The sequence below is a fragment of the Demequina litoralis genome, from assembly GCF_030418455.1.
Lineage (GTDB): Bacteria > Actinomycetota > Actinomycetes > Actinomycetales > Demequinaceae > Demequina > Demequina litoralis.
In genome coordinates this window covers 1-23793 of sequence record NZ_JAUHPW010000002.1, presented here as the reverse complement: position 1 = coordinate 23793, position 23793 = coordinate 1, and the positions used below count along the sequence as shown (strand labels likewise).

Here is a 23793-nt window from a genome sequence, read left to right as displayed (position 1 = left end):
GTCAGCGGGCGTCGACGTCGGACGCGGCGCCGAGGCCGGTGCAGTCGACCTCCTCGGCGTGGTGGCCGGCGAGGTAGTGCGCCGCCCCGCGCTCGCCGCCGACCGTCGCCAGCAGCGGGCCCAGGTGGGCGGCGCCGACCAGCACCGGGTGGCCCGGCACGCCGCCGTCCACCGCCCGCGCGAGCACGTGCGGGTCGCCGGTGAACCGCTCCGCGACCCGCGCCACCGCCTCGGGGGCCAGCGCCGGCAGGTCCACGAGCGTCACCAGCACCGCGTCCGCGTGCGCGGCCCGGGCGATCTCGATGCCGGCGCGCAGGCTCGACCCGATGCCCTCGTGCCATGCCTCCGCCACGACACCGTGCGCGCCCTTCGGCAGCAGATGCCGGGCCTCGTCCGCGCCCGCGCCGAGCACCGCGACCACGGGTTCGCACCCGGCGTCCGCGAGCAGCGTGCAGGCGCGCGGGAGCCACGCCCCCGCATCGTCCCGTGCCAGGGCCTTCGGTCCACCGAAGCGCGTGCCGGCCCCCGCCGCGAGCACCACGCCGACCAGCCTCTCTGCCATGCTGTTCATCCTAGGGAGGAACCATGATCGAGCCCCAGCGAGACGAGCTTCTCGCATGCCTCAGCGTGACGCGCTGGGCCGACGCCCTGTCCGGGCGCGCGTACGCCACGCTGCTCGAGCTCGAGCGCGCGGCGGTGTCCGCCGGCACCCCGCTCACGCCCGCCGAGATCGACGAGGCGCTGGCGGCGCACCCCCGCATCGGCGAGCGCCGCGAGGGGGACGATGCGGAGGCGCGCTTCTCGCGCACGGAGCAGCGGTCGTCGGCCTCGCCGGACGAGGCGCTCGCGGCCCGGCTCGCGGAGCTCAACGCCGCCTACGAGGAGCGGTTCGGCCGCGTGTTCCTCATCCGCGCCGCGGGGCGCTCGCGCGAGGAGATCGTCGGGGAGATCGAGCGTAGGCTCGAGAACGACGACGTCGCCGAGCTCGCCGAGGTGGCGGACCAGCTCCGCGGCATCGCGCTGCTGAGGCTGCGTGCGACGTACGGCGAGGAGGCGGCATGAGCCACGTCACCACCCATGTGCTCGACTCGGTGCGCGGGCGCCCCGCGGCGGGCATGCACGTGCGGCTGCTGCACGGCGATGTCGAGCTCGCCACCGGGACGACCGACGCCGACGGCCGGGTCTCCGACCTGGGGCCCGACCGGCTCCACACCGGGACCTACCAGCTGGTCTTCGCCACGGGGGAGTGGTTCGCGGATCACGGCGTCGCGACGTTCTACCCCGAGGTGCGCCTCGCGTTCGGCGTGGCCGACGACGCGCACTACCACGTGCCGCTGCTGCTGAGCCCGTTCGGCTACTCGACGTACCGGGGTAGTTGACGCGTCAGGAATGTGCCCGACAGCGTGTACGTTGTGGCGGCATGACTATCGACATCGAGATCTGGTCCGACATCGCGTGCCCGTGGTGCTACCTCGGCAAGCGGCGTCTCGAGGAGGCGGTCGCCGCCTCGGGTGAGGACGTGTCGATCCGCTACCGCAGCTTCCAGCTGGACCCCACGATCCCCGACGGCGAGGCGACCCCGCACGCCGAGGCGCTCGCGGCGAAGTTCCACACGACGCCCGAGAAGGTGCGCGAGATGAACCAGCGGCTCATCGACCTCGGCGCCGAGGAGGGCATCGCCTACGACTTCGACCGCTACATGTCCTCGAACACCCGCGACGCGCACCGCCTGCTGCACCTCGCCCACGAGCGGGGGATCGGCCCGCAGATGAAGGAGCGCCTCATGCGCGCGCAGTTCGTCGAGGGTGCGGTGGTCGCGGACCACGACACGCTCGTCGCGCTCGCGATCGGGCTGGGCCTCGCGGAGGACGAGGTCCGCTCGGTGCTCGGGTCCGACGCCTACGCGGACGCCGTCGAGGCCGACATCGCGCAGGCGGCGGCCTTCGGTGCCAGCGGGGTGCCGTTCTTCGTCTTCGACCGCGCGTTCGCGATCTCCGGTGCGCAGCCGGTCGAGACCTTCGCGCTCGCTCTGTCGAAGGCCCGGGAGGCCAAGTCGACTGCGGCGGTCTGACAGGCGCCCCGCCCGTCCCGGCCCTTCCCGCTAGGGCCGGGGATCGTGTCGCCCCGGATACAGAGGAGACGAGAAGAGGCCGGGACCCATGTGGGTCCCGGCCTCCTCCCGTCGAGGCGTCAGCCCCGGTTGGCCCGGTAGTACGCGATGAGTGCCTGGGTGGACGCGTCCTGCGCGGCGAGCGCCGCATCGTCCCCCTCGATGGCCGGGGCGATCTCGAGCGCGAGCTTCTTACCCAGCTCGACGCCCCACTGGTCGAAGGCGTTGATGCCCCACACCACCGACTGCGTGAAGGTGATGTGCTCGTACAGCGCGATGAGCTGGCCGAGCACCGCCGGGGTGAGCGACGGCGCGAAGATCGACGTCGTGGGCTTGTTGCCCGCGAACGTGCGCGCGGCGACGAGCGCGCCGGTGGTGCCCTCGGCCTCGACCTCCTCGGCGGTCTTGCCGAAGGCGAGCGCCTTGGTCTGCGCGAGGTAGTTCGCGAGGAACAGCGCGTGGACGTCCTGGCCGCCGTCCTCGAGCGGGTACGCCGGGTTGACCACGGCGATGAAGTCCGCCGGGATCAGCTTCGTGCCCTGGTGGATGAGCTGGTAGAACGCGTGCTGGCCGTTGGTGCCGGGCTCGCCCCAGAAGATCTCGCCGGTCTCGGTGGTGACGGGGGAGCCGTCCCACATCACCGACTTGCCGTTGGACTCCATGGTGAGCTGCTGCAGGTACGCGGCGAAGCGGTGCAGCTGCTGCGCGTAGGGCAGGACCGCGTGCGACTGGGCGCCCAGGAAGTTGACGTACCAGACGTTGAGCAGGCCCATGAGGACGGGCACGTTCTTCTCCAGCGGCGTCTCGGCGACATGCCGGTCCACGGCGTGGAAGCCCGCGAGCAGCTCGCGGAACACGTCCGGGCCGAGCGCGATCGCGAGCGACAGGCCGATGGCGGAGTCGACGGAGTAGCGGCCCCCCACCCAGTCCCAGAAGCCGAAGGCGTTCGTCGGGTCGATGCCGAAGGCTGCGACCTTGTCGAGCGCGGTCGAGACGGCGACGAAGTGGTGGGCGACGGCGTCGGCCTTGGCCTCGTCCGAGGTGACGTCGACGCCGGCCTCCGCGAGCGCGGTCCACAGCCAGTCGCGCGCGAGGCGCGCGTTGGTGAGCGTCTCGAGCGTGGTGAAGGTCTTCGACGCGACGATGAACAGCGTGGTCTCGGGGTCGAGGCCCTTGACCTTCTGGCCCATGTCGGTGGGGTCGATGTTCGACACGAAGCGCGCCTCGATGCCCGCGGTCGCGTACGGCTCGAGCGCCTCGTAGACCATGACCGGGCCCAGGTCCGAGCCGCCGATGCCGATGTTGACGATGTGGGTGACCTTCTTGCCGGTCACGCCCTTCCAGTCGCCGGAACGGACGCGGGCCGCGAAGGCGTCGATGCTCGCGAGGACGTCCTGCACGTCCTTGTCGACGTCCTGGCCGTCGACCACGAGGCCCGGCTCGATGCCGGCGGGGCGGCGCAGCGCGGTGTGGAGGACGGCGCGGTCCTCGGTGGTGTTGATGTGCTCGCCCGCGAGCATCGCCTGGTAGCGGGCGGCGACGCCGGTCTCCTTGGCCAGCTTGACCAGGGAGGCGAGGATCTCGTCGGTGACGAGGTTCTTCGAGAGGTCGACGTGGAGGTCGGCCAGGGGGAGCGAGAAGCGCTCGACGCGGGTCGCGTCGGCGGCGAACCACCCGCGGAGGTCCGGGGTGAACGATGCGCGGTGGGCGGTGAGCTCCGCCCAGGCGGACGTGGTGGTGGGATCGATGGGTGCAGTCACGGTTGCCAGGCTAGTCGTCTCCGGGACGATGCGCCCGGGACCGTCGGCGCGCCGCCCGCCGTGGACGCGGCGCAGGGTCCCCGGCCCTGGTAGATGGTCCGTCTAGGGTGCAGGCGTGATGATCTTCGCCACGGACGAGGCGGCGGACCACGGAGCCCTCGCGCGCCGGTGGGTCAACGAGCGGCGCAGCAGCGAGGTGTGCCTGGCGACCGTGTGGGAGGCCGAGCGCGGCGCCGGCTACGAGCCCACCACGGAGACCTACCGCGACGCGGTGCGGCTGGCGCTCGCCCATGCCTGGGATGAGGCCCGGGTCCCGCCCCCGCTGTGGTGCGGGGCCAACGGGTGGCCGACCGGCGGCATCACGTCGTTCGGTGCCCGCCTGATCGACGGCCTCGCCTTCCACGTCGCCTCCATGTACGGCGCCGACGCGCAGGGGTGGGACGTGATGACCTCCGACCCGCGGTACGCCCACCGGTACGAGCCCGTGATCCGGGGCATGCCGTGGAGGAGCCCGCTCACGGCCTGCCGGGTCGCGCTGTGGGTCGCGCGCGGGGACGTCTCGATCTCCCGCATGGAGTTCCCGTTTTTCGTCGATCCGACGCTCAGGGCCGTCGCTCCCGGGCCCGAGCTGCGCGACGGCGACCTCCACCTGGCCCGGGCGCGGCGGGGCGGCCGCGGTCTGCTGCGGCGTCGACCGCGCCGGTGGGACATCGACTTCAGCGGTCCGCGGTTCCGGCGCCCGTTCGGCGACCTCACGGTCGATGCCGCCCCGGTCGTCGAGCGGCCGCTCACGCTCGAGGAGCTCGTCTCGGACGTCATGCCCTCCGAGCTCGCCCCGGACTACACGCATCAGATCTGGGTGCACGAGGCGGCGGAGGGCGCATGGGGGAGCGAGCGGTGGGGTGCCCACGAGGCGCGGCTCGCCGAGCAGCCCGGGATCGAGAAGGTCCTCGGGGAGGACCGCGAGCTCATCCACGTGTACGCGCCGACGCTCACGGCGGACGAGGTGCTCGCGGCGGCGCGCCGCGCCGCCGCCGAGTAGCCCTGTCGCCCGGACGCACGAGGAGGGCGGGGCGCGAGGCCCCGCCCTCCTCGGCTCGGGCTCAGACCGGGGCTGCGACGAACGACTCGAGCGCCTTGCGGGCCTCGTTCCCGTAGACCGCCGCCGGACCGCCGCCCATGAGGATCGCGACGCCGATGGTCTCGTAGACCTGCTCGGGGGTCGCACCTGCGGCGAGCGCGTCCTTGACGTGGCAGGTGATGCAGCCGCCGCAGCGCACCGCGATGCCGATCGCGAGGGCCATCAGCTCCTTCTCGCACTTCGAGAGCGCGCCGTCGGCCAGCGCCTCCTTGTGCATCGTGAAGAACCCGCCGATGGTGCCGGGGATGACCTTGCCGAGATCCCCGATCCCGCACATCACGTCGTCGTAGTGCTCGTGGTGGTTCATGTCGCATGTCCCTTCGACTTGGCGTCCGGCATCGTTGCCGGGCTGATCGGGGACCCGCGTCCACGCTATGAAGCACGTGTCAATCTGGCCCGGGACCTTGGTCCGGTGCGGTCCCGCGGGCGGTCCGGCGGGCGGTCCGGCAGGACGATGCGGCGGTGCGCCGGCGCTCAGCCCCGGCCGAGCGCGTCGTCGAGACGGTCGCGCCAGTCGGCGCCCGCCAGGCCCGCGCGGTCGAGGAGGTCGGGCCAGTCGTCCGCGGCGTGCTCGAGCGCATCGTCGAGCATCGTGAGGTCGCCCCGCGAGGCGAGGAGCACGGCGGCCTGGATGCGTTCGGGGTCGGCGCTCGGGCTCACCGCGAGCCGCTCGAGCGCGCTGACCACGCGCGGTGCGGAGCGGCCGAAGTCCTCGGCCGCGCGCTCCGCGATGCGATCTCCCACCACTGCCATGGCGGGAATCCTCTCACGGGGCGTGGGCCTCGCCCGCGTCGGGCTGCGTGGCCTCGGCATCGGCCATCCCGCGCGCCGGGGCGAGGGTCTGGACCACCACGGCCGCGGCCACCAGGGCGGCGGCGATCGGGACGGCGAAGACGCGGATCCCGCCGACGACGTAGTCGATCAGCCAGAGCGCGACGGCGCCGTTCAGCCCGAGGTACGCCTCGGCGCGGATGAGGAGCTCGGTCCCGAAGACCATGGCCGCGGTGCCGATGAACACGAGCCCGACCGCCCACTGGACGCAGCGTTTCGCGGTGGGATGCATGGCGCGAGCCTAGCGCCGGCCGGCCCCGCGCGCTGGGAGGTGCGGAGTGCCCGGTCGCGGCCTCAAGGTCGAGCGGTCGATGCATCACGCGGCGTCGAGGATCGGGGCGTCGGGGCGCGGGCGTTCCGGGGCGTCGGGGCGCACGCGTGTCGGCGGGCAGGCGCGCACTTCGTGTCCGCGTATTTCAACGCAGGCTTGAACAGGACTGGCAGCGGGCAGCGGAACCGCCCCTTCGGCGGGGCTGTTCAAGCGATTCCTGAAATTCGCGAGCACGACGTGCACGCGAGCGCGCCTGCCTGGCCCGCGGCGAGGAGCGCGAGCGCGCAGCAGCGGCGGTGCCGCCGGCAGCGGGGGCCGGGCGATCGCGCGGCACCGGACGCATCTACAGCTCCGGCGCGACCGCCCGCTTGCCCTGGACGTAGACCCCGGCGATCGCCGGCTGGCGCAGCCCGACCAGCAGCGTGAACAGCTCCTCGAGCGTCGCCTGCTCCTCGTCGTCGGAACGGATCCCCATGGAGAGCATGCCCTCGAGCGGCTCCCACCGGGACGTCTCGATGAGCAGGAAGTCCGCGTCCTTGCCCGCGTCGAGGTTGCCGAAGGCGTGCTCCATGTCGAGCGCCCGCGCGCCGGCAAGGGTCGCCGCGAACAGCAGCTCCGCCGGGTGCAGGGCGGTGCCGGCATCCCCGGACTCGGAGATGTGCACCTTGTACGCGTCGCCCGCGACCCGCGAGATCAGCCACTCGTCGCCCGCCCCGATGTCGGAGCCCAGCGCCACGTTGACGCCGGTCTCGACGGTGGCCCGCCACGGCATCGTCCCCGATCCTAGGAACAGCTGCGACGTGGGGCAGTGCGCGATCGAGGTGCCGGTCTCCGCCATGCGGGCGAGCTCGCGCGGCTGGCAGTGCACCGCGTGCGCGAGCGAGGACCGCCGGCCCAGCAGCGACCGCCCGCCCATCCGCGAGCCCGGCAGGAAGCGGCCGTCGTAGGTGTCGAGGTAGGCCTCGACTCCGTACGACCCGAGCACCGCCGCGATCTCGCCGTCGCCCTTGCGGTTGTTCTCGTTGAGGTGCGAGTGGAAGTAGACGCCGTGGAGCTGCGCCTCCTCGTACAGCTCGCCCATCGCGGCCAGCGTCCGTTGCGTCACGGACAGGGAGAACCGCGGCACGATCGCGACCTGGACCAGCGCCGAGCAGGGGTCCCCGGTGTCGACGGCGTGCCAGCGGTCGATCTCGTCGGCGACCAGCTCGATGGCCCTCTCCTCGGACGTGAGGAGGGACGATGCGGCGGGCGGCCCCACCGTCTGCACGCCGCGGCCGGACACGACCCGCAGGCCCGCCTCGAGGGTCGCGCGGTAGAGCGCGTCCTGGGCGACGGGGAAGGCGCTGCCGAACACCATCGCGGCGGTGGTGCCCGCGGCGATGCGGCGGCGCGTGAAGTAGCGCGCGGCGCGGTTGGCGAAGTCGGGGTCCGCGAAGCGGGCCTCGGTGGGGAAGATGCAGTGGTCGAGCCACTCGAGCAGCTGGCCGCCGCCGTGCGCGGCGGTGGCGTAGGACTGCGGGTAGTGGACGTGCGAGTCGACGAAGCCGGGGAGGAGGTAGTCGGCGCGGGTGACCGGTGCATCGGCGTACGCGGCGGGCAGCGAGGCCCACGGGCCCACCCAGGCGATCATCCCCTCGCCGTCGACCACGAGCGCGCCGTCGGGCAGCGACACGAGGTGCGACGCCACGTCGGTCTGCGCGGGCGCGCCGGCGATGTGGAAGACGTGCGCGCGATAGACGCGGACGCCCGATGCGACCTCTCCGCGGTCTGCCATGACGGTGTTCCTCCCCCAGCGCCGCCCCGGTGCGGGGGGCGACGTATCCCGTCACCGTAGACGGGCCCCTGTTTCGGCGGCGTTTCGGGCACGCCGACCCTGTCCACAGGTTCCCCCGGCGTGTCGCGCGCGGCGCGCCCGGCTACCCACAGGCATCGTGCCCCGCTGTGGGAAAAATGTGGGGAAATCTGTGGATGAAACACACCATCTAGTGGTGGCACTGGGGTGCAGGCCCCAGATATAGTGGCGCTTGCTGTCCCACGTTTCGTCTCTCGAAAGGACGTCCCCATGACGATCTCGGTCTACTCGAAGCCCAGCTGCGTGCAGTGCACCGCCACCAAGAAGGCCCTCGAGCGCGCCGAGCTCGAGTTCCAGATCTTCGACGTGACCGAGGACCAGGACGCCTACGACACCGTGATGAAGCTGGGCTACCTCCAGGCGCCCGTGGTCATCGCCGGCGACGAGCACTGGTCGGGCTTCCAGCCGGACCGCATCGCCGCGCTCGCCGAGCGGGCCGCCTCCTAAGACAGCCGCCCTATGGCCTCGCTCGTCTACTTCAGCTCCACCTCCGGCAACACCCACCGCTTCGTCGAGAAGCTGGGCGTGCCGGCGGACCGGATCCCGCTGTACCCCACGGACGAGCCCCTCAAGGTGGACGAGCCCTTCGTGCTCGTCCTGCCCACCTACGGCGGCGGCAACGACCGCGGCGCCGTGCCCAAGCAGGTCATCAAGTTCCTGAACGACGAGCACAACCGCTCGTACATCCGGGGCGTGATCAGCGCGGGCAACACCAACTTCGGTTCGGCCTACTGCATCGCAGGCGACATCGTCGCCGCGAAGTGCAAGGTGCCGCACCTGTACAAGCTCGAGCTTTTCGGAACGCAGGACGACGTCACCGCCGTCCGCAAGGGATTGGAAGACCTGTGGAAGCAACCGTGATCGACACGCCCCGCACGGGCATGGACTACCACTCGCTCAACGCGATGCTGAACCTCTACGACACCGAGGGGAACATCCAGTTCGACAAGGACCGCGAGGCGGCGCGCGAGTACTTCCTCCAGCACGTCAACCAGAACACGGTCTTCTTCCACTCGCTCAAGGAGCGCCTCGACTACCTGGTCGAGAAGAAGTACTACGAGCCCGAGGTGCTCGCGCAGTACGACTTCGGCTTCATCAGCGATCTCACCGAGCGCGCGTACTCGAAGAAGTTCCGCTTCCCGACCTTCCTGGGCGCCTTCAAGTACTACACGAGCTACACGCTCAAGACCTTCGACGGCAAGCGCTATCTCGAGCGCTACGAGGACCGCGTCGTCATGGTCGCGCTGACGCTCGCCGCAGGCGACACCGAGCTCGCGACCAAGCTGGTCGACGAGATCGTCTCGGGCCGCTTCCAGCCCGCGACCCCCACCTTCCTCAACGCGGGCAAGGCCCAGCGCGGCGAGTTCGTCTCGTGCTTCCTGCTGCGCATCGAGGACAACATGGAGTCGATCGGCCGCTCGATCAACTCGGCGCTGCAGCTGTCGAAGCGCGGCGGCGGCGTCGCCCTGTCGCTGTCGAACATCCGCGAGGCCGGCGCGCCCATCAAGCACATCGAGAACCAGTCCTCGGGCATCATCCCCGTGATGAAGCTCCTCGAGGACTCCTTCACCTACGCGAACCAGCTGGGCGCGCGTCAGGGCGCCGGCGCGGTCTACCTCTCCGCGCACCACCCCGACATCATGAAGTTCCTCGACACCAAGCGTGAGAACGCCGACGAGAAGATCCGCATCAAGACGCTGTCGCTCGGCGTCGTCGTGCCGGACATCACGTTCGAGCTCGCCCGCAAGAACGAGGAGATGTACCTCTTCAGCCCGTACGACGTCGAGCGCGTCTACGGCGTCCCGTTCGGCGATATCTCGATCTCGGAGAAGTACCACGAGATGGTGGACGACCCGCGGATCCGCAAGACCAAGATCGCGGCCCGCCAGTTCTTCCAGACCGTCGCGGAGCTCCAGTTCGAGTCCGGCTACCCGTACATCGTGTTCGAGGACACGGTGAACAACGCCAACCCGGTCGCGGGCCGCATCAACATGTCCAACCTCTGCTCTGAGATCCTCCAGGTCAACACCCCGTCGACCTTCAACGAGGACCTCACCTACGCGGAGACCGGCAAGGACATCTCCTGCAACCTCGGCTCGATGAACATCGCGACCGCGATGGACGGCGGCAACCTCTCGCAGACCGTCGAGATCGCGGTGCGCGGCCTCACCGCCGTGTCGACCCAGTCGGCCATCGATGCGGTGCCGTCGATCCGCTACGGCAACGACCGCGCCCACGCGATCGGCCTGGGCCAGATGAACCTCCACGGCTACCTCGGCCGCGAGCGGATCCACTACGGGTCCGAGGAGGGCGTCGACTTCACCAACATCTACTTCTACACGGTGCTGTTCCACGCGATCGCCGCCTCGAACAGGATCGCGCAGGAGCAGGGCACGGCCTTCGAGGGCTTCGAGAACTCGAAGTACGCGTCGGGTGAGTTCTTCGACAAGTACACCGAGCAGGAGTGGGTGCCGGCGACCGCCCGCGTCGCGGAGCTGTTCGCCGAGGCCGGCATCGAGATCCCGACCCAGGACGACTGGCGCGCGCTCAAGGCCAAGGTCCAGGAGCACGGCATCTTCAACCAGAACCTCCAGGCCGTCCCGCCGACCGGCTCGATCTCCTACATCAACAACTCGACGTCCTCGATCCACCCGATCGCGTCGCGCATCGAGATCCGCAAGGAGGGCAAGCTGGGCCGCGTCTACTACCCGGCGCCCTTCATGGACAACGACAACCTGGAGTACTTCCAGGACGCGTACGAGATCGGCCCCGAGAAGATCATCGACACCTACGCCGCGGCGACGCAGCACGTCGACCAGGGCCTGTCGCTGACCCTGTTCTTCCCGGACACCGCCACCACGCGCGACATCAACAAGGCGCAGATCTACGCGTGGCGCAAGGGCATCAAGACCATCTACTACATCCGCATCCGCCAGATGGCGCTCGAGGGCACCGAGGTCGAGGGCTGCGTCAGCTGCATGCTGTAGCGTCCCCCGCACTCGCTGAAGAAGGAAAGACATGACAGAGAAGCTCACGCTGGTCAGCCACGTGGACGCCATCAACTGGAACCGCATCCAGGACGAGAAGGACGTCGAGGTGTGGAACCGCCTCACGGCCAACTTCTGGCTGCCCGAGAAGGTGCCGCTGTCGGGCGACGTGCAGTCCTGGAACACCCTCACGCCGGAGGAGCAGACGCTCACGATGCGCGTGTTCACCGGCCTGACGCTGCTGGACACCATCCAGGGCACCGTCGGCGCGGTGTCGCTCATCCCGGACGCGCTCACCCCGCACGAGGAGGCCGTCTACACGAACATCGCGTTCATGGAGTCGGTGCACGCCAAGAGCTACTCGTCGATCTTCTCGACGCTGTGCTCGACGCCCGAGATCGACGCCGCGTTCCGCTGGTCCACCGAGAACCAGAACCTGCAGCGCAAGGCGCAGATCGTCCTCGACTACTACCACGGCGACGACCCGCTGAAGAGGAAGGTCGCCTCGACCCTGCTCGAGAGCTTCCTCTTCTACTCGGGCTTCTACCTGCCCATGTACTGGTCGAGCCGCGCCAAGCTCACGAACACGGCCGACCTCATCCGCCTCATCATCCGCGACGAGGCCGTGCACGGCTACTACATCGGCTACAAGTTCCAGAAGGGGCTCGAGCTCGAGTCGGAGGCCCGCAAGGAGGAGCTCAAGGACTACACGTTCTCGCTCCTGTACGACCTCTACGAGAACGAGGTGCAGTACACGCACGACCTCTACGACGCGCTCGGCATGGCCGAGGACGTCAAGAAGTTCCTGCACTACAACGCCAACAAGGCGCTCATGAACCTGGGCTACGAGGCGCTGTTCCCGTCCACCGTGACCGACGTGTCCCCGGCGATCCTGTCGGCGCTGTCGCCCAACGCGGACGAGAACCACGACTTCTTCTCGGGCTCGGGCTCGTCGTACGTCATCGGCAAGCACGAGGAGACCACGGACGACGACTGGGACTTCTGAGTCCCGCCCGTCCAGCATCGAGGCCCCGCACCGTCAGGTGCGGGGCCTCGCCGCTTCTATTCGCAGCCCGGATGTCGGATCCTCGCCGCGTCGCTCCGACATCGAGGTCGGTTCCGGCGCGCACGAAGGATCGTCGGCCGGACGATCCGTCATGCGTGCCGTCGCGCCGCGCTCAGACCAGGCCCGAGTACTGCTGCCACGCGGGCCCGGCGGCCGGCGCATCGTCCCGCGTCACCGACGCCTGGATGAGGCCGTAGGGCCGGTCGTCCGCGTGGAAGACCTCGTTGTCGTTGGCGATGCCGAAGCGCGCGAGGTCGTACGCGAAGTGGTGCTTGTTCGGCGCGGACAGGCGCACCTCGACCAGCTCGGGCACGGCCTCGAGGGCCGCCTTGCCCATCTCGTACAGCGTCTGCTGGAGCGCGAGCGAGTGGAAGCCCGCGAACGTCTCGACCAGCGCGGCCTTGATCTCGGCATACGACTCGTCGAAGTCGAAGGTCGCCGCGTCGACGTCGCCGAAGCGCCACCTGGCGACAAGCGAGGTGGCCATGATGCGGTCCGACGTGGGCTCGAGGACCGTGTACTCGTCCTTGAGGAAGCCGTGGAACTCCGAGCCGGAGGACTTGAGCACCACGAGGTCCTTGAGACCGCCGGTGATCCACGTCGCGCCGTCCTCGACGGTCACGGCGACGGTGCGCACCTCCTGGCCCGAGCGCACCCAGCTGAAGTCGTGCTCCGCGCCGCCCACGGACACGCGCTCCCACGCGAACTCCTCGAGCTCCACGCGGGCCTGGTCCACCGGCTCGACGTCCGCGACGAAGTGCGTGGCCAGCGCGAGGGCGTACCGCTCGAGCGAGGCCAGCCCCACGGTCTTGGCGAACGCGTAGGACGTCTGCTTCTGGGTGTCGGTGGGGAGCACGGCGCCCTGGTCGCCGGTGAGGTGGGCCTCGTCGAAGCTCCCGCGCAGGCACGTGGAGACGTTGACGTCCCGGATCTCGTGGCGCGGGGTGTCGCGCACGATGCGCACGATGCGGTTCTCCGCCTTGCCGTACTGGTGGTCGCCCAAGATGATGCCCATGGCTGCCTCTCGCGAGTAGGTGGGGTGCCTGCTGGCACGGTAGAGGATGGTGATTACATCAACATTTCGAGGGGTCACATCGTTGTTCCGGGCCCCGCCTCCGTGAGGGGTCAGGGCCGGTCGAGCAGCACGCCCTCGGCGGTCTCGGAGCCCGCGATCCACACGCGGCGCACGCGGCCGGCGAGCGCACGGCCGTCGAAGGCCGTCACCTTGTTGCGGTGCTCGAGCGCCGCCGCATGCACCTCCCACGGCTCCTCGGGGGCGAAGGAGACGAGGTCGGCGTCGCGGCCGGCCTCGATCGCGCCCTTGGTCGCGAGCCCGGCCCACGCCGCGGGGATCGCCGAGGTCCACGCGGAGACGGCCGCGAGCGGGTAGCCGCGCAGCCGTGCGCCGGTCCACACGGCCGGCAGCGCGACCTGCAGGCCCGCGATGCCGCCCCATGCGACCGAGAAGTCGCCCGCGCCGGCGAGCTTGAGGTCGGCGGTCGCGGGGGAGTGGTCGGAGGCCACGAAGTCGATGATCCCGTCGGCGAGCGCGTCCCACAGGGCGTCGCGGTTGGCCTCCGAGCGGATGGGAGGGCAGCACTTGAACTGGGTCGCGCCGTCGTCGATGTGCTCCGCGTCGAACGTGAGGTAGTGCGGGCAGGTCTCGGCGGTGAGGGGCAGGCCCTCGGCCTTCGCGGCCGCGACCAGCGGCAGCGCCGACGCGGCCGAGAGGTGCAGTATGTGCGCCCGCACCCCGGTGGCGCGCACGCCGTCGATCACGGCCGCGATCGCGCTGGTCTCGGCCTCCTCGGGCCGCGACGCCACGAACGAGCCGTAGCCGCGGCCCACGCCGTCCTCGTGCGCCGCCAGCACCTCGGGATCCTCGGCGTGCACGATGAGCAGCCCGCCGAAGCCCGCGATCTCCTCCATCGCGGCTCGCAGCTGCGCGCGGTCGAGGTGCCCGAACTCGTCGACCCCGCTGGGCGCGAGGAAGCACTTGAAGCCGAACACGCCCGCGTCCCACAGCTCCCGCAGCGAGCCCAGGTTCTCCGGCACGGCACCGCCCCAGAAGCCCACGGTGACGTGGGACTTCTCGGCCGCGACGGCGCGCTTGACCGCGAGCGCCTCGGGGGACACGGTCGGCGGGATCGAGTTGAGCGGCATGTCGATGAGCGTGGTGACGCCGCCGGCGCGGGCGGCGCGGGTGGCGGAGTCGAAGCCCTCCCACTCGGTGCGGCCCGGCTCGTTGACGTGGACGTGCGTGTCGACGCCTCCGGGCATGAGCACCTCGTCGGGGCCGAGCGCGATCTCGACGTCGGCGGGCATCGCGGCGTCGAGCGCCCCGACGGCGACGATGCGGCCGCCGTCGATCGCGACGGACGCGGGCTCCTCCCCGGTGGGCAGGATCGCGCGGGCGGCGCGGATGACGAGGTCGTGGGTCATGGAATCCCTCCCCGGCTGCTGACAGACTGGCGGACGTGTTCGAGATCGCGCGCGAGGCGCTGGGGGTGCTGCACGAGGGCGGCGCGCTCGGCGTCGTGGTGGTGACCGGCGTCCACGGCTCGACCCCGCGGGCACCCGGCTCGACGATCGCGGTGTGCGCGGACGGCCGCGCGATCGGCGCGATCTCCGGCGGCTGCCTCGAGTCCGAGGCGTACGAGCTCGCGCTCGCGCGCCACGCCGAGCCGGAGCCGGTCGCCGCGACGCTCGGCGGCGAGCCCGACCTCTACCGTCCCGGCCTGGCCTGCGGCGGGGCGGTCGACGTGCTCGCCTTCCACGTGGGCCCGGGCGACCGCGAGATCGTCGCGGCGCTCGAGGCGTCCCTCGAGGACGGCGAGGCGACGCTGACGCTCCCCGGCGGGCACCGCATCGTCCGCCCCCGCGCCCCGCGCCTGGTGATCGTGGGGGCCGTCGACTTCACGCCCGCGCTCGCGGCGGCCGGCCGCGCGCTCGGCTACCGCGTGCTGGTGGTGGACCCGCGGCCGGTCTTCGCGACCCCCGAGCGCATCCCCGCGGCGCACGAGGTCCACGTCGCATGGCCCGACGCGTACCTGCGCGGCCTCGAGATCGAGGACGGCACCGTGATCTGCGTGCTCACGCACGACGACCGCGTCGACGTGCCCGCGCTCGAGGTCGCGCTCGCCTCGCCCGCCGGCTACATCGGCGCGATGGGCTCGCGCGTCACGCACGAGCGCCGGCTCGCGCGGCTCCGCGAGGCCGGCCTGGGGGACGATGCGCTGGCCCGGCTGCGCTCGCCCATCGGCCTGGACCTGGGCGGGTCGAGCCCCGCCGAGACAGCGGTCGCGATCCTCGCCGAGGTGCTCGCGGCGCGCACCGGCGCGAGCGGGCGGCCGCTGCGGGAGACCGGCGGCGCTATCCATCCGAGGCCCGGGCGCTGATCCCCGCCGCGAGCCGCCACACGCGGTCCCGCGTCATCGGCAGCTCCATGGGCCGCGCGCCGATCGCCCGCCGGATCGCGTTCGCCAGCGCGGGCGCGACGGGGTTGTAGGGCGACTCCGACATGGACTTCGCGCCGTAGGGCCCGAGCGAGTCGGAGGTCTCGGCGAAGTACACCTCGGTGGCGGGCACGTCGGCGATCTGCGGGACCCGGTAGACGCGGAAGGCGGGGTTGGTGGGCGCGCCGTGGTCGCCCATGATGATCTCCTCGTACAGCGCGGAGCCGATGCCCTGGGCGACGCCGCCCTCGATCTGGCCGCGGCACTGGGCGGGGTTGAGGACCACGCCGGCGTCGGCCGCCTGGATGGACTGGAGGATCCGCACGGTGCCCGTCTCGACGTCGACCGCGACCCGGAAGGCGTGCACGTTGAAGGCGAGCGAGCGGACCTTGCCGTCGGTCTCGCCGTGCGCGGTGAGCCCCTCCGGAGGGACGGTGGCGCCGCCGTCGAGCATCGACCGCAGCGCGACCGCGGCCGCATGCACCGCCTTGCCCGCGACGGTGATGCCGGTGGAGCCCCAGGCGCCCGTGTCGTGCTCGGTCGCGTCGGTGTCGGAGGTGCGCAGCCGCACCGTCTCGACGGGGAGCCCCAGCGCCTCGGCCGCGATCTGGGTGAGCACCGTGTGCGTGCCGTTGCCGAACTCGACGGTGCCGGCCGCGACCTCCACGGTGCCGTCGGGGAACGCGGTGACCGCCGCGGTCGCGGGGTGGCCGCGTGGCGGGATGGTCGCGATCATGGACAGCGCCATGCCCTCGCCCACGGCCCAGCCGGCCGGCGCCTCGACGCCGTTGCCGCGCACGAGCGCCGCCTCGGCGAGGTCGAGGCACTGGTCGAGCCCGTAGGACCCGAAGATGAGGTCGTCGTGGTGGCGACGCTCGGTGACGCCCAGCTTGTCGCCGTCCTTGACCGCGTTGCGCCGGCGCAGCTCGAACGGGTCGATCCCGAGCTTCAACGCGAGCTCGTCGAGCGCGGACTCGACCGCGAAGATCACCTGCCCCAGGCCGTACCCCCGGAACGCCCCGGCGGGGGTCGTGTTCGTGTAGACCACCTCGGCATGCAGGCGCTTGGCGGGCGAGCGGTACGCCTCGAGCGACTCGGCGCAGCCGTGGAACATCACGCCGATCGCGTGGTTGCCGTACGCGCCGGTGTTGGACAGCACCTCGACGTCCATGGCGGTCAGCCGGCCGTCGGAGTCGGCCCCGAGCGTCGCGGTGACGCGGAACGGGTGGCGCGTCGCGGTGCGCACGAACTCCTCCTCGCGCGTCATCTCGTACGCGACCGGACGCCCGGTCCGCAGCACCGCGAGCGCCACGATGTCCTCGGTGAAGATCTCCTGCTTGCCGCCGAAGCCGCCGCCCACGCGCGCCGTGAAGACGCGCACGGACTCGGCGGGCCGGTCGAGGATCAGCGCGAGCTCGTCGCGCGTGAGGAACGGCACCTGCGTGCTCGAGCGGACCGTAAGGCGGCCGTCCTCGGCGATCCAGCCGATCGAGCCGTGGGTCTCGAGCTGCGCGTGGCTGACGCGCGCGTTCGACCAGGTGCCGGTCGCGACCGCGGTGGCCCGCGCGAGACCCCTCCCGACGTTGCCGTAGGCGCCGCGCCAGGACGCCACGACGTTGCGTGACGCGTCCTCGACGCCGTCCTCGGGCGTGCGGTCGGGGTGGAGCACGGGTGCACCGGGGGAGCGCGCCTCCTCGGGATCGATCACGGCGGGAAGCACCTCGTACTCGACCCGCAGCGCGGCGCAGCCGGCCTCCGCGAGGCCGGGTGTGTCCGCGATCACCGCCGCGACGCGCTGCCCGCGGAACCGCACGGTGGAGTCGAGGATGCGGGTGTCGCGCGGGTCGTCGAGCCGGTTCGCGTGGCGTGCGGTCGAGTAGCGGGTGACGGGCGCGTCCTCGTGGGTGAGGACCGTGTGCACGCCGGGTATGGCGAGCGCCGCCGAGGCGTCGATGGAGACGATGCGCGCGTGGGCGTGGGGTGATCCCAGCACCTTGAGATGGGTGAGGCCGGGCACGTCGACGTCGAACGTGTACGGCTCGCGGCCCTGCACCACCCGGTCCGCCGCGGGAGGCCGGACGTCGGCGCCCGCGGCGACCGGCGCATCGTCCCCCTGCGCGGCGCCGGTGCCGGGACAGCCCACGCACTCGCCGCCGCAGCCCTTCACCGCGTGCTCGACCGCCTCGCGGATGGGCCGGTAGCCGGTGCAGCGGCACAGGTTGCCCTTGAGGCGGCGGTCGAGGTCCGGCAGGTCGTCCTCGGTGAGGGTCGACGCGGTCACGGTCATGCCCGGCGTGCAGAAGCCGCACTGGAAGGCGAAGTGGCGCGCGAAGGAGTCCTGGACCGGGTGCGGCTCGTCGCCCGGGGCGAGGCCGCCCGCGGTGGTGACGTCGCGGCCCTCGGCGCGCGCGGCAGGGTAGAGGCACGAGTGGACCGGCCGGCCGTCGACGAGCACGGTGCACGCGCCGCAGTCGCCGGCATCGCAGCCCTTCTTCACCTCGAAGCGGCCGTGCTCGCGCAGGTAGGTGCGCAGGCACTGGCCGGGGCTCGCCTCGCCCTCGACCGGGGAGCCGTCGACGTTGACCTTCATGCGAGCTCCTCCGCGACCTCGGCGGCGAGCACGCCGGACACGTGGCGGCGCCAGTCCGCGGCGCCGAGGGCGTCCGTGTAGTAGCCCGCCGCGGCCCGCGCATCGTCCCGCGCGGTCGCGGGGTCCGGGGGCGCGGCGTACCGCAGCACCGTGGGGGTGAGCGTGGCGGCGGTGACGACGATGACGGTGCGGCCGTCGGGGTGCGCGCGTCCGGTGACGACCGCGCCGGAGCGTCCGAGCTCCGCCAGCGCGATCTTGCGCAGCGCGGTGCGGGCGCGCAGCGCGTCGGCCGGTATGCGGACCTCGCGGACCAGGTCGCCGTGCGCGAGGGTCGTGGTGCCGTTGCCCGTGGGGAGGGAGGCGACGGGGACGATGCGCTCGTCGCCGTCGGCGGTCCACACGAGGGCCTCGGCGTCGAGCGTGACGCACGCGGCGAGCATCGCGGCCGCGGAGTAGCCGCGACAGATGTTGCCGACCACGGTCGCCTCGTTCCAGATCTTGAAGCTCGCGAGCAGCGCGTTCGCAGCGTCGGCGAACAGCGGCTGCGCGGCCCAGCCGAGGTGCGGCGGCAGGGCGAGCAGCTCGGCGATGGTGCAGGTGGCCCCGATGATGAGCCCGTCGCGGGTCACCTCGAGCCGCGGCCCCGGCAGACCGGCGAGGTCGACGAGGCCCGTGACGTCGCGGTTGGGCTCGGAGAACAGCCACGTGCCGCCGGCGAGGAAGCGCTCGCCGGGGGCGAGCGCGAGGTCCGCGCGCGACGTGGCGACGCGGTAGCCGGTGACGGCGGAGAGGTCCATCGCGACCTCCTCTCGAAGCGGGGTCTGCCGGCGAGTCTGCCACGCGCCAATGTCACGGTTATGTCACGGAACCCGGAATTTACGAGGGCGAAACACAACGGCGCATGTTCATGAAATGAACATTCCATAACGTCGTGCCGACGTGCCGGAGTCATGTCCGGGCGCCGCGGGAGAGACCCCACCACGATGCTCCCTCGGCTGACCTTGCGTCCAATCACGAGGGAGAACTCATGCGTTTCATCAACGGCAAGGCGGGGCGGCTGACGGCCGCCGCTGCCGGTGTGGCTGTCGCCGCGCTCGCGCTCGCGGCCTGCTCGTCCGGCGAGGCCGACTCCGGCTCGTCCGCCTCGGCCGACGCCGAGGACGCGATGGAGGCGCCCGCGTACGGCGACTTCACCGTCCAGCTGTCCTGGATCAAGAACGAGGAGTTCTCGGGCGAGTTCTTCGCGGACTCGATGGGCTACTACACCGAGGCGGGCTTCGACGCCGTCGAGCTGGTCCCCGGTCCGTCGACCGGCGCCGCCGAGCTCCTCTCCGGCACCGCGGACGTGGCGCTGTCCGACGCCGTGTCGATCGGCTCGGCCGTGGCCGCCGAGGAGGCGCCGCTGAAGATCATCGGCACCACGTACCAGAAGAACCCCTTCACGGTCCTGTCGCTGGCGGACGGCGGCAACATCATGACCGCCGAGGACATGGTCGGCAAGAAGATCGGCGTCCAGGACTCCAACACCGCGCTGTTCATGGCGCTGCTCGCGGCGAACGGCCTCACCGAGGACGACGTCGAGATCGTGCCGGTCCAGTACGACCCCGCGCCGCTCACCAACGGCGAGGTCGACGGCTTCATCGCGTACCTCACCAACGAGTCGATCACCGTCGAGGCCGCCGGCTACGACACCGTGAACCTGCCCTTCGCGGACAACGGCCTGCCGTTCGTCGCGGAGACCTTCACCGTCACCGACCAGTCGATCGCGGAGAACCGCGACGCGCTCAAGGCGTTCCTCTACGCCGAGATCCTCGGCTGGACCGACGCGGTGAACGACCCGGAGGAGGGCGCCCGCCTCGCGTACGAGGAGTACGGCGCCGACCTCGAGCTGAACCCGGAGAACTCGATCGCCGGCGCGATCGCTCAGGCGGAGGACCTCGTGGTCTCGGACGAGACGGTCGCCAACGGCCTCTTCACGATCTCGGACGAGCTCCAGGCGTCCACCCTCGAGTCGCTCGCCGGTGCGGGCATCGAGCTCGAGGCCGCCGACCTCTTCGACCTCAGCCTGCTGGCCGAGGTCTACGAGGAGCACCCCGAGCTCGTCGCCTACGCGGGCTGATCTGCGGGAGCACCAGTGACCGACGTCACCGAGTCCGGTGCCCGGGGCGAGACCGCCCCGGGCACCGGCCTGCAGATCTCCGGGCTCACGAAGGTCTTCTCCTCCGGGAAGAAGACCGTCACCGCGCTCCAGGACGCGAACCTCCACACCGACCGCGGGTCCTTCCTCGCGCTGCTCGGTCCGTCCGGCTGCGGCAAGTCGACCATCCTGCGCATCCTCGCGGGCCTCGAGCAGCCCACCAGCGGCTCGACCCGCGTCGACGGCCGCTCGCCCAAGGACCTGCGCGCCTACAACGAGCTGGGCATCGCGTTCCAGGACTCGGCGCTGCTGCCGTGGCGCTCGGTCTACAACAACATCAAGCTGCCGTTCGAGGTCTCGGGCAAGCCCGTCGACCACGACTACATCGAGGAGCTCATCGAGCTCGTGGGCCTCAAGGGCTTCGAGAAGGCCAAGCCGGCCCAGCTCTCGGGCGGCATGCGCCAGCGCGTGTCGATCGCGCGGGCGCTCGTGCTCAAGCCGTCGGTGCTGCTGCTCGACGAGCCGTTCGGCGCGCTCGACGACATGACGCGCCAGCGCCTCAACCTCGAGCTCATGCGCATCCTCGCGGCGAAGCCCGCGACCACGCTGCTGGTGACGCACGGGATCTCGGAGGCGATCTTCCTCGCCGACCAGGTCGCCGTGATGAGCCCGCGCCCGGGCCGCGTCAAGGAGGTCATGCAGATCGACCTGCCGCGTCCGCGGACGCCCGACATCCAGCGCAGCCCCGAGTTCCACGCCTACGTCGACCAGGCCTCCGAGCTGCTCTTCGGCGCGGGCGGCGCGGCCACCGAGGACGACTGATGGAGCGCAGGCTCCCGGCGTGGGCCACCGCGTCCCTCAGCGCGCTCGGGCTGGTGGCGTTCTGGTGGATCGCGTCGGTGACGATCTTCGCGAACGTCGGCTCGGGCAACACCAAGGCGATCCCGAGCCCGGTGCAGGTGGTGCAGGAGTACGGCAACGTCGGCATCGACTTCTACCTCACCAACTTCTCCGTCACGCTCAACGAGGCGGTGCAGGGATACCTGTGGGGCAACGGCGTCGCGCTCGTGCTGGCGGCGGTCGTCATGGTGCTGCCGCGCCTCGAGGGCGCGGTCATGCAGCTCGCGGTCATCTCGTACTGCATCCCGATCGTCGCGATCGGCCCGCTGCTCGTGCTGATCTTCGAGGTGCCCAAGAAGGGCGAGCCGTCCGGCACCGCCATCTTCATCGCGGCGCTGTCGGTGTTCTTCACCACCGTGGTGGGCTCGCTGCTCGGCCTGCACGCCGCGGACAAGGCGAGCCTCGACGTCGTGCACGTCTACGGCGGCAACGCGTGGGTGCAGCTGCGCAAGGTGCGCGTGATCGCGGCCCTGCCGGCGGTGCTCACGGCGCTCCAGATCGCGGTCCCCGCGGCCTTCCTGGGTGCGGTGCTCGGCGAGTACTTCGGCAAGGTCGAGACGGGCATCGGCCCGGCGATGATCATCGCCCAGCAGTCGCTCAACTCGCCCCGCGTGTGGGGCATCGCGCTCGCCTCGGGCGCGATCGCGCTGATCCTGTACCTCCTGGTCGGGCTGCTCACGCGGCTGTCGACCCCGTGGTCGAAGGGAGCGGCAGCCTGATGGCCGTCACCCAGCAGCCCCAGCAGGTGGGCCCCGAGGCCGCGCAGCTCGCGGCCCAGGTGCGTCGCCAGACGCGCCGCTCCACGCTCAAGACGCTCGGCATGTCGCTGCTCACGTTCGGGCTCACGCTCGTCACCGTCGTCGTGCTGTGGCAGGTGGCGCTGTGGGTCTCCGACCTGTCGCCGTACGTGGCCAAGGGGCCCGCCGACGTCTGGAACTTCTTCTTCGTCGAGGACGATGCGGCCGAGAACCGGGCCGAGATCATGGCGAACCTCTGGGTCACCCTGGGCGACGCCGTCATCGGCTTCGTCGCGGGCCTCCTGCTCGCGCTCGCCGGCGCGATCGGTTTCCGGCTGTCGAAGGGCTTCGAGCACGCGATGATGCCCATCGCGCTGCTGCTGCGCTCGGTGCCGCTCATCGCGTTCGCCCCGGTCATCATCATGATCTTCGGGCGCGAGTTCATGACCGTCGCGGTCATGGGTGGCATCGTGGTCCTGTTCCCCGCGCTCGTGAACATCGCGTACGGCCTCCAGCAGGCGTCGACGCAGTCGCTCGAGGTGGTGCAGGTCTACGGCGGCAGCTCGCTCAAGCAGCTCGTCAAGGTCGCGCTGCCGGCGTCGCTGCCGGCGTTCTTCGCGGCGGTGCGCGTGTCCGTGCCGGGTGCGATCACCGGTGCGCTGCTCGCCGAGTGGCTCGCGACCGGATCCGGCATCGGCGGCGTCATCAACGGCTACGCCACCTCGGCGAAGTTCGACGAGCTGTGGGCGTCCGTGGTCGTGGTGACCTTCGTGTCGCTCGTGCTCTACAACCTCGTGCAGATCCTCGAGAACACCGTGCTCGTCCGCATGGGCATGCATCCGTCGAAGCGGCTCTGAGGATGGGGGAGGCGGAGCGCGGGCCGGACGAGGCCGCCGCGCGGCTCGGCGCACGGCTGCGGGAGCTGCGCAAGGCGCGCGGGCTGACGCTCGTCGCGCTGGCGGAGTCCACCGGCCTGTCGCACCCGTTCCTGTCGCAGGTGGAGCGCGGGCTCGCGAACCTCTCGCTGCAGTCGCTGCGTCGCATCGCGGTCGCGCTCGAGACGAGCCCGGTCGAGCTCGTGGCGGCCGCGGAGGCGGGCGACGGTTCCCCGCCTCGGAAGGTCGAGGTCTCGCGGGCCGGTGCCCGTCGCCCCACCCCGCAGGGCTTCGCGCGCGGGCCTGCGGTGTCGCTGGTGCGCGGCGCCCGTCCGTTCACTCCGATCCTGGTCGAGTCCGAGGCGGTCGACCCGGGCGAGGTCTTCGTCCACGCGGAGGACGAGTTCGTCTTCGTGGTCGACGGCGTCGCCGAGGTGGAGACCGACGGGCGGGCGCACAGCCTCGGCGTCGGCGACTCGGTCTACTACGCGGGAGGGGTCCGGCACCGGTGGTGGGGCGGCCCGTACCGGCTGCTGGTGGTCAAGCAGCAGGTCCGGTAGCGCTCGCCGCCCTCCTCCGCTGTGCCCGCACCCGCTGCGCCCGTCACCCCGGGGCCTACACCGGCTGTGCCCGCACCGGCTGCGCGCGTACCGGCAGCGCCCGTCACCCCGGGGCTTCCACGCCCTGCGCCTGCGTCACTGCGCGGTGCGGCGCGCTCGTGCTCCTCGCCGCGTCCCCGCCGTCAGGCGCGCTCGGGTGCAAGTCGTGCTCGCGTATTTCAGGAAGCGCTAGAACAGCCCTGTCGGCGGGGAGGTGCCGCTGCTCATTGCGCGGCCTTTTCAAGCCTGCGTTGAAATACGCGGACACGAAGGGCGTGCCTGGTCGCCGACACACCGACACACCGACACACCGACACACCGACACGCCGACGCCCCGACGCCCCGACCCGCCCGCGCCCCGACACCTTCGCCCCGACACCTTCGCCCCGACGCCCCGACCCGCCCGCGCCCCGACACCTTCGCCCTGCGAGGTGCTCAGTGTCCGTTCTCGGCGGCAGATTCATACGGTCGAGGCATCACTT

The 23793-nt window shown here is 71.4% G+C and carries 24 protein-coding genes; 14 read left to right on the top strand and 10 right to left on the bottom strand.

What is annotated here, in order from left to right; translation table 11 throughout:
- Position 1: 1 nt before the first annotated feature.
- Positions 2-562 (bottom strand): nucleotidyltransferase family protein, encoded by a 561-nt coding sequence (locus QQX09_RS02765; protein WP_301131183.1) that lies wholly within the window; start codon positions 560-562, stop codon positions 2-4.
- Between the two features lie 23 nt (positions 563-585).
- On the opposite strand from QQX09_RS02765, the gene uraD reads away from it, so the two are divergent.
- From uraD to QQX09_RS02750, 3 genes are read left to right on the top strand one after another with little or no spacing between them, the layout of a single operon-like run.
- Positions 586-1062 (top strand): 2-oxo-4-hydroxy-4-carboxy-5-ureidoimidazoline decarboxylase, encoded by a 477-nt coding sequence (uraD, locus tag QQX09_RS02760; RefSeq protein WP_301131182.1) that lies wholly within the window; start codon positions 586-588, stop codon positions 1060-1062.
- Positions 1059-1379, top strand: coding sequence for a hydroxyisourate hydrolase (gene uraH, locus QQX09_RS02755; RefSeq protein WP_301131181.1), 321 nt, complete (start codon positions 1059-1061; stop codon positions 1377-1379). The genes uraD and uraH overlap by 4 nt, the downstream gene beginning before the upstream one ends.
- 41 nt (positions 1380-1420) lie before the next feature.
- Positions 1421-2071 carry a DsbA family oxidoreductase gene (locus QQX09_RS02750; RefSeq protein ID WP_301131180.1) on the top strand — a complete coding sequence of 217 codons (651 nt, stop codon included), beginning with the start codon at positions 1421-1423 and terminating at the stop codon, positions 2069-2071.
- 119 nt (positions 2072-2190) lie between these two features.
- Here the strand turns inward: QQX09_RS02750 and pgi are convergent, their stop codons facing one another.
- Positions 2191-3870 carry a glucose-6-phosphate isomerase gene (gene pgi, locus QQX09_RS02745; RefSeq protein ID WP_301131179.1) on the bottom strand — a complete coding sequence of 560 codons (1680 nt, stop codon included), beginning with the start codon at positions 3868-3870 and terminating at the stop codon, positions 2191-2193.
- A gap of 115 nt (positions 3871-3985) precedes the next feature.
- Between pgi and QQX09_RS02740 the strand changes: the two genes are divergently transcribed.
- Positions 3986-4912, top strand: coding sequence for a hypothetical protein (locus QQX09_RS02740; protein ID WP_301131178.1), 927 nt, complete (start codon positions 3986-3988; stop codon positions 4910-4912).
- 61 nt (positions 4913-4973) lie between these two features.
- Here QQX09_RS02740 and QQX09_RS02735 read toward each other — a convergent pair whose 3' ends face one another.
- The 4 genes from QQX09_RS02735 to QQX09_RS02720 form a co-directional block, all read right to left on the bottom strand.
- Positions 4974-5318: a carboxymuconolactone decarboxylase family protein gene (locus QQX09_RS02735; protein WP_301131177.1), complete on the bottom strand. Its 345-nt coding sequence runs from the start codon at positions 5316-5318 to the stop codon at positions 4974-4976.
- A 167-nt stretch (positions 5319-5485) separates the two neighbouring features.
- Positions 5486-5764 carry a hypothetical protein gene (locus QQX09_RS02730; RefSeq protein ID WP_301131176.1) on the bottom strand — a complete coding sequence of 93 codons (279 nt, stop codon included), beginning with the start codon at positions 5762-5764 and terminating at the stop codon, positions 5486-5488.
- A 13-nt stretch (positions 5765-5777) separates the two neighbouring features.
- A complete protein-coding gene (locus QQX09_RS02725) occupies positions 5778-6074 on the bottom strand; it encodes a hypothetical protein (protein WP_301131175.1) in 297 nt (98 codons plus the stop codon).
- A gap of 382 nt (positions 6075-6456) precedes the next feature.
- A complete protein-coding gene (locus QQX09_RS02720; protein WP_301131174.1) occupies positions 6457-7887 on the bottom strand; it encodes an amidohydrolase family protein in 1431 nt (476 codons plus the stop codon).
- Between the two features lie 288 nt (positions 7888-8175).
- Here QQX09_RS02720 and nrdH point away from each other — a divergent pair, with 288 nt between their 5' ends.
- From nrdH to nrdF, 4 genes are read left to right on the top strand one after another with little or no spacing between them, the layout of a single operon-like run.
- Entirely contained in the window at positions 8176-8412 is a 237-nt protein-coding gene (nrdH, locus tag QQX09_RS02715) for a glutaredoxin-like protein NrdH (protein WP_301131173.1), read from the top strand.
- A gap of 12 nt (positions 8413-8424) precedes the next feature.
- Positions 8425-8826 (top strand): class Ib ribonucleoside-diphosphate reductase assembly flavoprotein NrdI, encoded by a 402-nt coding sequence (gene nrdI / locus QQX09_RS02710; protein WP_301131172.1) that lies wholly within the window; start codon positions 8425-8427, stop codon positions 8824-8826.
- 20 nt (positions 8827-8846) lie between these two features.
- Positions 8847-10952, top strand: coding sequence for a class 1b ribonucleoside-diphosphate reductase subunit alpha (gene nrdE / locus QQX09_RS02705; RefSeq protein WP_301131553.1), 2106 nt, complete (start codon positions 8847-8849; stop codon positions 10950-10952).
- Between the two features lie 31 nt (positions 10953-10983).
- Positions 10984-11958: a class 1b ribonucleoside-diphosphate reductase subunit beta gene (gene nrdF / locus QQX09_RS02700; protein ID WP_301131171.1), complete on the top strand. Its 975-nt coding sequence runs from the start codon at positions 10984-10986 to the stop codon at positions 11956-11958.
- Between the two features lie 172 nt (positions 11959-12130).
- Here the strand turns inward: nrdF and pucL are convergent, their stop codons facing one another.
- Both pucL and allB read right to left on the bottom strand, forming a co-directional pair.
- Positions 12131-13033 carry a factor-independent urate hydroxylase gene (pucL, locus tag QQX09_RS02695; RefSeq protein WP_301131170.1) on the bottom strand — a complete coding sequence of 301 codons (903 nt, stop codon included), beginning with the start codon at positions 13031-13033 and terminating at the stop codon, positions 12131-12133.
- A gap of 110 nt (positions 13034-13143) precedes the next feature.
- Positions 13144-14460 carry an allantoinase AllB gene (gene allB, locus QQX09_RS02690; RefSeq protein WP_301131169.1) on the bottom strand — a complete coding sequence of 439 codons (1317 nt, stop codon included), beginning with the start codon at positions 14458-14460 and terminating at the stop codon, positions 13144-13146.
- Positions 14461-14495: 35 nt separating this feature from the next.
- On the opposite strand from allB, the gene QQX09_RS02685 reads away from it, so the two are divergent.
- Positions 14496-15416: an XdhC family protein gene (locus QQX09_RS02685; RefSeq protein ID WP_301131168.1), complete on the top strand. Its 921-nt coding sequence runs from the start codon at positions 14496-14498 to the stop codon at positions 15414-15416.
- Here QQX09_RS02685 and QQX09_RS02680 read toward each other — a convergent pair.
- Positions 15391-18063, bottom strand: coding sequence for a molybdopterin-dependent oxidoreductase (locus QQX09_RS02680; protein WP_301131167.1), 2673 nt, complete (start codon positions 18061-18063; stop codon positions 15391-15393). The two genes, QQX09_RS02685 and QQX09_RS02680, sit on opposite strands and share 26 nt — an antisense overlap.
- Positions 18060-18860: an FAD binding domain-containing protein gene (locus QQX09_RS02675; protein ID WP_301131166.1), complete on the bottom strand. Its 801-nt coding sequence runs from the start codon at positions 18858-18860 to the stop codon at positions 18060-18062. The genes QQX09_RS02680 and QQX09_RS02675 overlap by 4 nt, the downstream gene beginning before the upstream one ends.
- 230 nt (positions 18861-19090) lie before the next feature.
- Between QQX09_RS02675 and QQX09_RS02670 the strand changes: the two genes are divergently transcribed.
- The 5 genes from QQX09_RS02670 to QQX09_RS02650 are packed head-to-tail and all read left to right on the top strand — an operon-like array spanning position 19091 to position 23272.
- A complete protein-coding gene (locus QQX09_RS02670) occupies positions 19091-20182 on the top strand; it encodes an ABC transporter substrate-binding protein (protein WP_301131165.1) in 1092 nt (363 codons plus the stop codon).
- Positions 20183-20197: 15 nt separating this feature from the next.
- Complete coding sequence (locus tag QQX09_RS02665; protein WP_301131164.1) at positions 20198-21022, top strand: ABC transporter ATP-binding protein; 825 nt, start codon at positions 20198-20200, stop codon at positions 21020-21022.
- Positions 21022-21819, top strand: coding sequence for an ABC transporter permease (locus QQX09_RS02660; protein ID WP_301131163.1), 798 nt, complete (start codon positions 21022-21024; stop codon positions 21817-21819). Before QQX09_RS02665 ends, QQX09_RS02660 begins: the two co-directional genes overlap by 1 nt.
- Complete coding sequence (locus tag QQX09_RS02655; protein ID WP_301131162.1) at positions 21819-22694, top strand: ABC transporter permease; 876 nt, start codon at positions 21819-21821, stop codon at positions 22692-22694. The genes QQX09_RS02660 and QQX09_RS02655 overlap by 1 nt, the downstream gene beginning before the upstream one ends.
- Positions 22695-22696: 2 nt before the next feature.
- Positions 22697-23272 (top strand): helix-turn-helix domain-containing protein, encoded by a 576-nt coding sequence (locus QQX09_RS02650; protein ID WP_301131161.1) that lies wholly within the window; start codon positions 22697-22699, stop codon positions 23270-23272.
- Positions 23273-23793 lie beyond the last annotated feature (521 nt).

Bases quoted from the DNA above. Each gene is read 5' to 3' on its own strand.
- QQX09_RS02765 (WP_301131183.1), bottom strand. From the start codon at position 562: ATGGCAGAGAGGCTGGTCGGCGTGGTGCTCGCGGCGGGGGCCGGCACG.
- uraD (WP_301131182.1), top strand. From the start codon at position 586: ATGATCGAGCCCCAGCGAGACGAGCTTCTCGCATGCCTCAGCGTGACG.
- uraH (WP_301131181.1), top strand. From the start codon at position 1,059: ATGAGCCACGTCACCACCCATGTGCTCGACTCGGTGCGCGGGCGCCCC.
- QQX09_RS02750 (WP_301131180.1), top strand. From the start codon at position 1,421: ATGACTATCGACATCGAGATCTGGTCCGACATCGCGTGCCCGTGGTGC.
- QQX09_RS02735 (WP_301131177.1), bottom strand. From the start codon at position 5,318: ATGAACCACCACGAGCACTACGACGACGTGATGTGCGGGATCGGGGAT.
- QQX09_RS02730 (WP_301131176.1), bottom strand. From the start codon at position 5,764: ATGGCAGTGGTGGGAGATCGCATCGCGGAGCGCGCGGCCGAGGACTTC.
- QQX09_RS02725 (WP_301131175.1), bottom strand. From the start codon at position 6,074: ATGCATCCCACCGCGAAACGCTGCGTCCAGTGGGCGGTCGGGCTCGTG.
- QQX09_RS02720 (WP_301131174.1), bottom strand. From the start codon at position 7,887: ATGGCAGACCGCGGAGAGGTCGCATCGGGCGTCCGCGTCTATCGCGCG.
- nrdH (WP_301131173.1), top strand. From the start codon at position 8,176: ATGACGATCTCGGTCTACTCGAAGCCCAGCTGCGTGCAGTGCACCGCC.
- nrdI (WP_301131172.1), top strand. From the start codon at position 8,425: ATGGCCTCGCTCGTCTACTTCAGCTCCACCTCCGGCAACACCCACCGC.
- nrdE (WP_301131553.1), top strand. From the start codon at position 8,847: ATGGACTACCACTCGCTCAACGCGATGCTGAACCTCTACGACACCGAG.
- nrdF (WP_301131171.1), top strand. From the start codon at position 10,984: ATGACAGAGAAGCTCACGCTGGTCAGCCACGTGGACGCCATCAACTGG.
- pucL (WP_301131170.1), bottom strand. From the start codon at position 13,033: ATGGGCATCATCTTGGGCGACCACCAGTACGGCAAGGCGGAGAACCGC.
- allB (WP_301131169.1), bottom strand. From the start codon at position 14,460: ATGACCCACGACCTCGTCATCCGCGCCGCCCGCGCGATCCTGCCCACC.
- QQX09_RS02680 (WP_301131167.1), bottom strand. From the start codon at position 18,063: ATGAAGGTCAACGTCGACGGCTCCCCGGTCGAGGGCGAGGCGAGCCCC.
- QQX09_RS02675 (WP_301131166.1), bottom strand. From the start codon at position 18,860: ATGGACCTCTCCGCCGTCACCGGCTACCGCGTCGCCACGTCGCGCGCG.
- QQX09_RS02670 (WP_301131165.1), top strand. From the start codon at position 19,091: ATGCGTTTCATCAACGGCAAGGCGGGGCGGCTGACGGCCGCCGCTGCC.
- QQX09_RS02660 (WP_301131163.1), top strand. From the start codon at position 21,022: ATGGAGCGCAGGCTCCCGGCGTGGGCCACCGCGTCCCTCAGCGCGCTC.
- QQX09_RS02655 (WP_301131162.1), top strand. From the start codon at position 21,819: ATGGCCGTCACCCAGCAGCCCCAGCAGGTGGGCCCCGAGGCCGCGCAG.
- QQX09_RS02650 (WP_301131161.1), top strand. From the start codon at position 22,697: ATGGGGGAGGCGGAGCGCGGGCCGGACGAGGCCGCCGCGCGGCTCGGC.